Origin of the sequence: Streptomyces sp. NPDC096193, assembly GCF_040302905.1 — a bacterium.
GTDB lineage: Bacteria > Actinomycetota > Actinomycetes > Streptomycetales > Streptomycetaceae > Streptomyces.
In genome coordinates, this window is sequence record NZ_JBEOSJ010000009.1 from 240,475 (window position 1) to 250,046 (window position 9,572).

Genomic DNA, 9,572 nt, shown 5'->3' on the forward strand with positions numbered 1-9,572 from the left:
GGACCCGGCGGTGGACGCGGAAACGATCAAGGCCCCGGTCCGAGGACCGGGGCCTTGATCGAGAAGGGTGAGTAACGGGACTCGAACCCGCGACATCCTGGACCACAACCAGGTGCTCTACCATCTGAGCTATACCCACCACGACCGGTCTTTCCGACCGGCCGAGAAAAAGTGTACAGGGTCCGGCAGGGTGCTCGCGCCCGGGTTGTTGCGCCGTGTGGCGGCGCTCACCCGGGGCTCGCTTCCCTTCTACTCCGCAGGCAGGACGTACTTCGCGGCGATCGTCTTCGCCGTGTCGGAGTCCGGTCCGGGCTGCGGCACGAAGACCGCCTCCCGGTAGTAGCGCAGCTCCGCGATGGATTCACGGATGTCGGCCAGTGCCCGGTGGTTGCCGTTCTTCTCCGGACTGTTGAAGTACGCCCTCGGGTACCAGCGGCGCGCCAGCTCCTTGACCGAGGACACATCGACGATCCGGTAGTGCAGGTACTGCTCCACCGCCGGCATGTCGCGCAGCAGGAAGCCGCGGTCCGTACCGACCGAGTTGCCGCACAGAGGGGCCTTGCCGGGCTCCTTCACATGCCCCCGGACATACGCCAGGACCTGCTCCTCGGCGTCTGCGAGCGTGGTGCCGCCCGCGAGCTCGTCGAGGAGACCCGAGGCGGTGTGCATCTGGCGCACCACCTCGGGCATCGTCTCCAGCGCGGCGTCCGGAGGGCGGATCACGATGTCCACCCCGTCGCCGAGCACGTTCAGTTCCGAGTCGGTGACCAGTGCGGCCACCTCGATGAGTGCGTCATCCGTCAACGAGAGCCCGGTCATCTCGCAGTCGATCCACACCATGCGATCGTTCATGCGTCCTACCTTATGGCGCGCTCCGCTGGCCGGGCAGGCTCGGGCGGCCGTGGCCCCCCGCGTACGCCTCCGACGGCGGCTTGCCCAGCTCCGGGGGCGCGGGCGAGGTGGCGCTGGGACCGGAGGGCCCCGTCGCCGCTGCCGCACGCCTGGCCTGGGCGGGAACGACCGACTCCACCATCGACGGCGGTGGCGGGGGCTCGCTCTGCGGCCGGCGCACCCGGTAGGCGGCCCGGTACGCGGCCGGGGACGAACCCAGCTGCCGCCGGAAGTGGCCGCGCAGTGCGACGGGGGAGCGGAAGCCGCAGCGGCCCGCCACCTCGTCGACCGAGTAGTCGGACGTCTCCAGCAGCCGCTGCGCCTGGAGCACCCGCTGGGTGATCAGCCACTGCAGCGGCGCGCTGCCGGTCAGTGAACGGAATCGCCGGTCGAACGTGCGCCTGCTCATGTACGCCCGGGCTGCCAGTGTCTCCACGTCGAACTGCTCATGGAGATGCTCCAGCGCCCACGAGACGACCTCGGCCAGCGGGTCCGACCCGATTTCCTCAGGTAAAGACCTGTCCAGATAGCGTTCCTGCCCGCCGCTGCGCCGTGGTGGCACCACCAGGCGGCGGGCCAGGGCTCCGGCCGCCTCGGTGCCGTGGTCGGTGCGCACGATGTGCAGGCAGAGATCGATTCCGGCCGCCGTGCCCGCGGAGGTGAGCACATCGCCGTCGTCGACGAAGAGCTCGCGCGGATCCACATGGACGGACGGATACCGTTTCGCCAGCGTCGGCGCGTACATCCAGTGCGTGGTCGCCGGACGGCCGTCGAGCAGACCGGCCGCGGCCAGGACGAACGCACCGGTGCACAGTCCGACGATGCGGGCTCCCTCCTCATGCGCGCGGCGCAGCGCGTCGAGCGCCTCCGGCGGCGGCGGTGAGGTGATCGACCGCCAGGCCGGTACGACGACGGTTCCTGCTCTGCCGATGGCTTCCAAGCCGTACGGTGCGGTCAGTTCGAGCCCGCCGGTGGTCCGCAGCGGGCCCTCCTCGCCTGCGCAGACGAGCAGTCGATAGCGAGGAACTCCGGCGTCCTGACGGTCAATTCCGAACACCGAGAGTGGGATGGAACTTTCAAAGATGGGGCCACCGCTGAACAGCAGTACCGCGACGACCTCCCGGCGCCGGCGCCCGGAGAGCTTTCGTGCTGCCTCCGGCGCGGCGGAGTCCTGACTCATGACGCTAAGCCCCCCTCGGTGTTCGCGTCTCCCCGTTCTTTTCGGGCCTTTCGCTCCTGCACGTTTCCCCTCGGTTTTGCACGAGTCCCGAGCCTTCGATACTCATGATCGAATCTACTGTGTCCCGTGGCGCCGACGTGACAAGTTCCCCATGCCCCGCTATGTCGACATGGCAACTTGGCGCGAAGCATTCGATCACGAAGCGTTCCACTCGACGGCCGTCCAGGGAAGTGCGCCTCACGCGCATGGCCCGTCCCCGTAGGGTGCAAGCGCCGCGAATGGTCCTTTCTTGCCTGGTGGCAAGGGGGTTGGCAGGCCATTTCCCCAAGGAAGGGCCACTGGCGTGAAGTTGGCTGAAATCATACGGGTGTGAGCGTGCGAACGGGTCAGTCTTCGGGCGCACAACCTCCGCCGTGACGAGCGCCCCGGTGCGCCCCCGCAGCCGGCCGGCCGCGCCGCGGAGGGGCCGGCGCCGGGCTCTCGGCGCGGGCCCGTGCCGCGCTCCGCTCGGAGTGCCGCAGGAGGATCCGGCAGGCCGCGGTGACGGCGGCGAGGCCGAGGGCGGCCGCGGCGGCCCCGCCGACGGACGTTCCGTAGACGACGAGGACGACGGGGACGATAAGGCAGCTGAAGGCGGCCCAGCGGACCACGTCGCTCGCCGACTCGGACGAGGGGTGCGGAGCGCGGGCGGACGGGGCGGACGGGCGTGTGGGCACGGAAGCTCCCTCGAGGCTGCGGGGGGTGACCGCGGTGCCAACGAGGAACGAACCATTCCGGTCACTGTGGCACCCGGTGCCCGGCCGTCGGCCGAGCGGCGACCGCGGCCCCGGATCCGGCACCGGGGACCTGTCGGCGGACCTGTTTGACCGCCCGGCGGCGCCGGCCCGTCCGGACGGCTGTAGACACCAAGCGGCATTGCCATACGCGGCGGCCTCGGGCATGCTCCCTGGAACGCCCGATTGGGGCGGCAGGGCCTGGGCAGGAGAGGAGTGTCGCCGTACCCTTGGGGGTATGGGCCAGGGAAGATGATTCCCGGACACAGCTCCGTTGCCATGTCGTTCCCTCCCGATGAGGACCTTCTTCGCCGAGACACCGATGGCCGGTCACGAAATCCCCGAACCCGCGGACCGCAAGCAGGTAGCCGACCCCTCGTCGGATCTGCAAGCGGCGGAACAGTCACGCCATGCCTGCGATCCGGCCTTCCGGCACGGAGTCGTCGTCGGCTTCGACGGATCGACCTCCAGTGAGCGCGCGCTCGCCTATGCGATCGGCATGGCCCGGCGCTCGGGCTCCGGGCTGATCATCGTCCATGTGGCGAACCGCCTGCCGACCACCGTCTGGGCCGGCTGCGAGCCCCCGGTCTTCGTGGACGTCCCCGATCACCGCACCGAGGTCCTCGGTCTGGAGCTGGCCTGCGCCGACTACCTCACCGAGGTTCCGTGGATCCTCGTCGAGCGCGGCGGCGACATCTGCCATGAACTGGAGGAGGTCGGCCGGGAGTACTCGGCCGACGCCATCGTCGTCGGTTCCACCCACGGGATCGTCGGCCGCATCTTCGGTTCGGTGGCCGGACGGCTCGCACGGCGTGCGCAGCGCCCCGTCATCGTCATCCCGTAACGAACGTCCGCCCCGCGCCTTCCTTCTACCGGTGACGCCGGGTCAATTCGCCCTGCCTGTACGGAAACTACCCGTGCGTAGAGGTGGATTGTGCGCTTGTGAAGGGTATCTCTCGGTCGCTGGGTAGCAGCACAACTGCACATGGACACGAAGGGAGCCCGCCGTGGACAACGTCGTTCCCGCGGGAAGCACTGCCACCTCCTCGACCTCGACCTCGACTCTCGGTCATCTCGCCCTCGGACTGACCCTGTTGGCTTTCGGCGTCGGCCACACCGGCGTGATCGACAATGTGACGGCGGCCGACGCCTCGGCCGTCGCGACCTGGGTGGGCGGTGTCGCCCTCTTCATCGCCGGACTGCTGGAGTTCCGCGCGGGGAGCGCCGGTACCGGCACCGCGTTCGCCGGACTCGGCGCCTTCTGGTTCACCTGGGGCACCGGCGTCGGCACCGAGGTGTCGGCGCAGGCGGCGGGCCTGTTCCTGCTGTTGTGGGCGCTGTTGGCGCTGACCCTCACCGTCGCGTCCGCGAGCAGCGGACTCCTCGTCCAGGGTGTCTACGGGCTGCTCACGGTCACGCTGCTGCTGCTCGGCATCGCGTCGTTTGCCGAGAGCGGCGGGCTCGCCAAGGCGGGCGGCTGGGTCGGCGCGGTGGCGGGCCTCGCGGCCTGGTACGGCGCGACGGCCGCGCTCGCCAAGTGGCCGGCCTTCTCGGGACGCGCTGCCGGCCGGGGAGTGACGGCCACCGGCTGAGGCCGCGCAGGCCGGCGTCAGGGCAGCGCCGGCTGACGAAAGAGCGGTCCCCCCGCGCAGTGACTGCGCGGGGGGACCGCCTGTGTCCGGGGCCGGACGGCGCCGGGGCAGGGGGAGCCGGGCGGGGCCGCTCCCGACTGCCCGACTACTCGACCGTGACGGACTTCGCCAGGTTGCGCGGCTTGTCGATGTCCCGGCCCATGGCCAGCGCCGTGTGGTACGCGAAGAGCTGGAGCGGGATGCCCATCAGGATCGGGTCCAGCTCGTTTTCGTTCTTCGGCACGATGATCGTGTGGTCGGCCTTCTCCTGCTCGCGGTGGGCCACGGCGAGGATCCTGCCGCTGCGGGCCTTGATCTCCTCCAGGGCCGCGCGGTTCTTCTCCAGCAGTTCGTCGTCGGGGACGATCGCGACCGTCGGCAGCGCGGGCTCGATGAGCGCCAGCGGGCCGTGCTTGAGCTCGGAGGCCGGGTAGGCCTCGGCGTGGATGTAGGAGATCTCCTTGAGCTTCAGCGAGGCCTCGAGCGCCACCGGGTAGCCGCGCACCCGGCCGATGAACATCATCGACTGGGCGCCCGCGTACTCCTCGGCGAGCTTCTTGATCTCCGCCTCGCTCTCCAGGATCTCGCTGATCTGCTCGGGCAGCCGGCGCAGGCCCTCGATGATCCGCTTGCCCTCGGAGACGGACAGGTCGCGGATGCGGCCCAGGTGCAGGGCGAGCAGCCCGAAGGCGACCACGGTGTTGGTGAAGCACTTGGTGGAGACGACGCAGACCTCGGGGCCCGCGTGCACGTACACGCCGCCGTCGGCCTCGCGGGCGATCGCGGAGCCGACCACGTTGACCACGCCGAGGACGCGGGCGCCCTTGCGCTTGAGCTCCTGCACGGCCGCCAGCACGTCGTACGTCTCGCCGGACTGGGAGACGGCGATGTAGAGGGTGTCGGGGTCCACGACCGGGTTGCGGTAGCGGAACTCGGAGGCCGGCTCGGCGTCCGCGGGGATCCGGGCGAGGCCCTCGATCAGCGAGGCGCCGATCATGCCCGCGTGGTACGAGGTGCCGCAGCCGAGGATCTTCACCCGGCGGATGCCGCGGGCCTCGCGGGCGTCCAGGTTCAGTCCGCCGAGGTGCACGGTGGAGAACTTCTCGTCGATGCGGCCGCGCAGGACACGGTCCACCGCGTCGGACTGCTCCGAGATCTCCTTGTGCATGTACGTGTCGTGGCCGCCCATGTCGTAGGAGGCGGCCTCCCACTCGACGGTCTCGGGGGTGGCGGTCGTGCGGGTGCCCGAGGTCGTGTAGGTGCGGAAGTCGTCGGCCTTGAGCGTGGCCATCTCGCCGTCGTCGAGGGTGACGATCTGGCGGGTGTGGGAGATCAGCGCGGCGACGTCGGAGGCGACGAACATCTCCTTCTCGCCGATGCCGAGGACGACCGGCGAGCCGTTGCGGGCCACCACGATGCGGTCGTTGAAGTCGGCGTGCATGACGGCGATGCCGTATGTGCCCTCGACGACCTTGAGCGCCTCGCGGACCTTCTCCTCCAGCGTCTCGGCCTGGGAGCGGGCGATCAGGTGGGTGAGCACCTCGGTGTCGGTCTCGGAGGCGAAGACGACACCGTCAGCCTCCAGCTTCGCGCGCAGCTCGGCGGCGTTGTCGACGATGCCGTTGTGGACGACCGCGACCTTGTTCTCGGGGTCCAGGTGCGGGTGCGAGTTGATGTCGCTGGGGGCGCCGTGGGTCGCCCAGCGGGTGTGGGCGATGCCGGTGGTGCCGGCGAAGCGCTTGGGGACGCGGGCCTCCAGGTCGCGGACCCGGCCCTTGGCCTTGACCATCTTCAGGCCGGTCGCCTTGGGGCTCGTGATCACGATGCCCGCGGAGTCGTAACCCCGGTACTCCAGCCGCTGCAGGCCTTCCAGCAGCAGTGGTGCCACATCACGCTTGCCGATGTATCCGACAATTCCGCACATAGACTTCTTGCCCCTCCATAGATCCGTGTGCCCGGCGGTCAGCCATAGACGATGCGGCGCAGCTGGCGGAGCGAGAGCTCCGGCGGCGCCACGGCGCGGTGCGGCAGTTCGGCCGCGATCCGCTCGAAGATCTCCGTGTTCGCCATGCCACCCGACTGCAGCTCACGGTGGCGGCGGCGGACGAACTCCTCCGTCTTCTCGTCGAAGTACGCCAGCACGTCGAGGATCACCCGGGCCGCCTCACCGCGCTGGAGCGCGGTGCTGCGCACCAGGTGGTCGATGAGGTCGTCGTGGGACAGACGGCCGGGCTGGCGAGGTTCGAGCACCCGTAGATATTGGGGGGTCGCTCCCCGTTATTGCAAGAATCCTGCCCGATTCCGGGCAGGTGAGGGTTACAGACGCTTCAGAACGGCCTGTTTGGCGGTCGTGAACTCGTCATCCGTCAGTATTCCGGCCTGATGCAGATCGGCCAGCTCCCGCAGTCGCCTCAGCAGCGCGTCATGATCGTCGCCGCCGGGAGCGGGGGCGGCCTCCACGAGCGCCGGACGGGCGGGTGCGGGGGCGTAGGGGTGTGGCAGACGAGCCACCACGGCCGCGGCGACCAGGGCCATCAGCGGATCCTTGCGAAAGCCCCACAGCTCGACGGCGTGCGGGTCGTACTTCGGCGGGGCCTTGGTCGGAGCCTTCGCCACGGAGAAGCGGAGGTAGCCGTTCTCCAGCCCGGCGGACGGCAGCCACTCCACCGACTCGACGTCGTCCAGCGGGATGGTCCGGGTGCCGCCTGAGGACTTCGACTCCTCCGTCTTCCAGTTCCATGTGAGGCGGACCGCCTCACCGTCGAAGGTGGCGGTGCCGTCGCCCGCGCCGACGGTGAGCGGCAGCGCGGGGCCGGCGAGCAGATAGCGCCGCACCGGCCCGGAGGCGACCTGGTCCAGCAGCAGGGCGTTGCGCACCTCGTCCACGAAGTACTCGGCGACGCCGCCGCGGTCGCTCTCCACGGTCAGCCGGTAGGGGTCGGACCCGTCGTCCAGCGTGCCGCGGGTGATCTGGAGCAGCGGGTCCGCCCCGTCCCGCAGCCGCAGTCGCAGCCGGCCGGACTTCTTGCCCGGTTCGAAGGAGATCCCGGCGAGCGCCTCCAGCGGGACGGCGATCTCTCCGAGGGTCTTGCGCAGCAGGCTCACACTCTTGTCGGAGCCGGGCACGATCCGCACCGTGTCCCCGTCGAAGGTCCAGGTGCCGTCCTTCTGGATGATTTCCGCCATGCTCATACCCGGATTGTTCCATCCGGCCTCGGCGGTGCGGGGTGAAGTCACCGCGACGACGGGTAGTAAGTGGTCTACACCTCGGTGCAGTTGAGGTGCGGCACCACAGTTGCGACGCCCGGAGAAGGGATCCAGCCCGTGAGACTGCCCGGAACGTTACCCCGCCTGTTCGGTGCACTGCTCCTCGTCGGCGCGGCCGGCCTCGGCTGCATCGGCGCCCGTCCCGCACCGGCTCACGCCGGCCACGCACCCGACGCCCGCCCGCTCGGCCAGATCGTCCCGGCGCCCGCGTCGGTGCGGCCCGCGGGGGCGCCGTACACGCTCACCCCCCTCACCCGCATCCGTGTCGACGGCTCCCGTGACGCCCGCCTGATCGGGGACTACCTCGCCGGGCTGCTGCGCCCGTCGACCGGCTACGCGCTGCCCGTCACCCGCGACAACCTCCCCGGCGGCATCCGGCTGCGGCTGCGCGCCTCGGAGCGGGCGCTCGGCGACGAGGGCTACCGGCTGGAGTCCGCGCGCGGCGGGATCACCCTGACCGCCCGCAGGCCCGCGGGCCTCTTCCACGCCGTCCAGACGCTGCGTCAGCTCCTGCCCGCCGCCGTGGAGAAGGACACCCGCCAGCGGGGGCCCTGGCGGGTCGCCGGCGGCACCGTCACCGACACCCCGCGATTCGCCTACCGGGGCGCGATGCTCGATGTCGCCCGGCACTTCTTCAGCGTCGATGAGGTCAAGCTCTATATCGACCGGATGGCGCTCTACAAGATCAACAAGCTGCATCTGCACCTCTCGGACGACCAGGGCTGGCGCATCGCCGTCGACTCCTGGCCCCGCCTCGCCACCTACGGCGGATCCACCGAGGTCGGCGGCGGACCGGGCGGGTACTACACGAAGGCGCAGTACCGCGAGATCGTCGCGTACGCCGCCTCCCGCCACCTCGAGGTCGTCCCCGAGATCGACATGCCCGGGCACACGAACTCCGCGCTCGCCTCGTACGCCGAACTCAACTGCGACGGCGTCGCGCCCCCGCTCTACACCGGCACGGCCGTCGGCTTCAGCTCGCTGTGCGCGCCGAAGGCGGTGACGTACGACTTCGTCGACGACGTGGTGCGCGAGCTGGCCGCGCTCACCCCCGGCCGCTACCTTCACATCGGCGGTGACGAGGCGCACTCCACGAGCCACGCGGACTATGTGACGTTCATGGACAAGGCCCAGGCCGTGGTGGGGAGGTACGGCAAGACCGTGGTCGGCTGGCACCAGCTGACCGGAGCGAAGCCGGTCGCCGGGGCCGTCGCGCAGTACTGGGGCTACGACGCGACGGGCGCCGCCGAACGCAAGCAGGTCGCGGACGCGGCGAAGAACGGCACCCGGCTGATCCTGTCGCCCGCGGACCGGGTCTACCTCGACATGAAGTACACCAAGGACACGCCGCTCGGCCTGGCCTGGGCGGGACTCGTGGAGGTACGGCGCTCCTACGACTGGGACCCGGCCACGTACCTGGACGGAGTGCCGCAGCAGGCGCTGCTCGGTGTCGAGGCGCCGCTCTGGACGGAGACGCTCTCCACCAGCGACCACCTCGAGTACATGGCGTTCCCGCGGCTGCCCGGCGTCGCCGAACTCGGGTGGTCACCGGCGTCCACGCACGACTGGGAGACGTACAAGGTGCGCCTCGCGGCGCAGGGGCCGCGGTTCACGGCGCTCGGGATCGACTACTACCGCTCGCCGCAGGTGCCCTGGCCGGCCGGCTAGGACCTAACGGAACACCGGCCCGTAGCAGCCAGGGAAAGGGGCGAGAGGGCGGGCGCACGGGGAGGGACCGTACGCGATGTACGCACGGCCTGGCGAAAGTCTCCTGGTCCTTGCGCGGCCCGACCCAGGTGGCTCCCGGATGCGAGAGCCGCGCTACAACGA

General features: G+C 70.3%; 9 protein-coding genes and 1 tRNA gene. 3 read left to right on the top strand and 7 right to left on the bottom strand.

Translation table 11 applies throughout. From position 1 onward, the window contains the following. Window positions 1–66: 66 nt before the first annotated feature. The 4 genes from ABTX78_RS16475 to ABTX78_RS16490 all read right to left on the bottom strand — a co-directional run bounded on the left by ABTX78_RS16475 (window position 67) and on the right by ABTX78_RS16490 (window position 2,787). Window positions 67–139, bottom strand: a tRNA-His gene (locus ABTX78_RS16475). 110 nt (window positions 140–249) lie between these two features. Next, window positions 250–852, bottom strand: a complete 603-nt coding sequence (orn, locus tag ABTX78_RS16480; RefSeq protein WP_352207471.1) for an oligoribonuclease — start codon at window positions 850–852, stop codon at window positions 250–252. 10 nt (window positions 853–862) lie between these two features. Further along, window positions 863–2,071 carry a GlxA family transcriptional regulator gene (locus tag ABTX78_RS16485; RefSeq protein WP_352207472.1) on the bottom strand — a complete coding sequence of 403 codons (1,209 nt, stop codon included), beginning with the start codon at window positions 2,069–2,071 and terminating at the stop codon, window positions 863–865. 386 nt (window positions 2,072–2,457) lie between these two features. Further along, on the bottom strand, window positions 2,458–2,787 hold the full coding sequence (locus tag ABTX78_RS16490; RefSeq protein WP_352207473.1) for a hypothetical protein: 330 nt from the start codon (window positions 2,785–2,787) through the stop codon (window positions 2,458–2,460). A gap of 379 nt (window positions 2,788–3,166) precedes the next feature. Here ABTX78_RS16490 and ABTX78_RS16495 point away from each other — a divergent pair, with 379 nt between their 5' ends. Next, complete coding sequence (locus ABTX78_RS16495; RefSeq protein WP_313949001.1) at window positions 3,167–3,688, top strand: universal stress protein; 522 nt, start codon at window positions 3,167–3,169, stop codon at window positions 3,686–3,688. Between the two features lie 163 nt (window positions 3,689–3,851). Beyond that, window positions 3,852–4,436, top strand: coding sequence for an acetate uptake transporter (locus ABTX78_RS16500; protein WP_352207474.1), 585 nt, complete (start codon window positions 3,852–3,854; stop codon window positions 4,434–4,436). A 145-nt stretch (window positions 4,437–4,581) separates the two neighbouring features. Here the strand turns inward: ABTX78_RS16500 and glmS are convergent, their stop codons facing one another. From glmS to ABTX78_RS16515, 3 genes are all read right to left on the bottom strand, one after another. Then, the gene (gene glmS, locus ABTX78_RS16505; RefSeq protein WP_352207475.1) at window positions 4,582–6,399 is read right to left on the bottom strand and encodes a glutamine--fructose-6-phosphate transaminase (isomerizing); all 1,818 of its coding nucleotides are present in this window, start codon (window positions 6,397–6,399) and stop codon (window positions 4,582–4,584) included. A 38-nt stretch (window positions 6,400–6,437) separates the two neighbouring features. Further along, window positions 6,438–6,725 carry a hypothetical protein gene (locus ABTX78_RS16510; RefSeq protein WP_313946196.1) on the bottom strand — a complete coding sequence of 96 codons (288 nt, stop codon included), beginning with the start codon at window positions 6,723–6,725 and terminating at the stop codon, window positions 6,438–6,440. Window positions 6,726–6,791: 66 nt separating this feature from the next. Then, on the bottom strand, window positions 6,792–7,661 hold the full coding sequence (locus ABTX78_RS16515; RefSeq protein ID WP_352207493.1) for a DUF4429 domain-containing protein: 870 nt from the start codon (window positions 7,659–7,661) through the stop codon (window positions 6,792–6,794). Between the two features lie 138 nt (window positions 7,662–7,799). On the opposite strand from ABTX78_RS16515, the gene ABTX78_RS16520 reads away from it, so the two are divergent. Beyond that, the gene (locus tag ABTX78_RS16520; protein ID WP_502993887.1) at window positions 7,800–9,410 is read left to right on the top strand and encodes a beta-N-acetylhexosaminidase; all 1,611 of its coding nucleotides are present in this window, start codon (window positions 7,800–7,802) and stop codon (window positions 9,408–9,410) included. The last annotated feature ends 162 nt before the right edge of the window (window positions 9,411–9,572 follow it).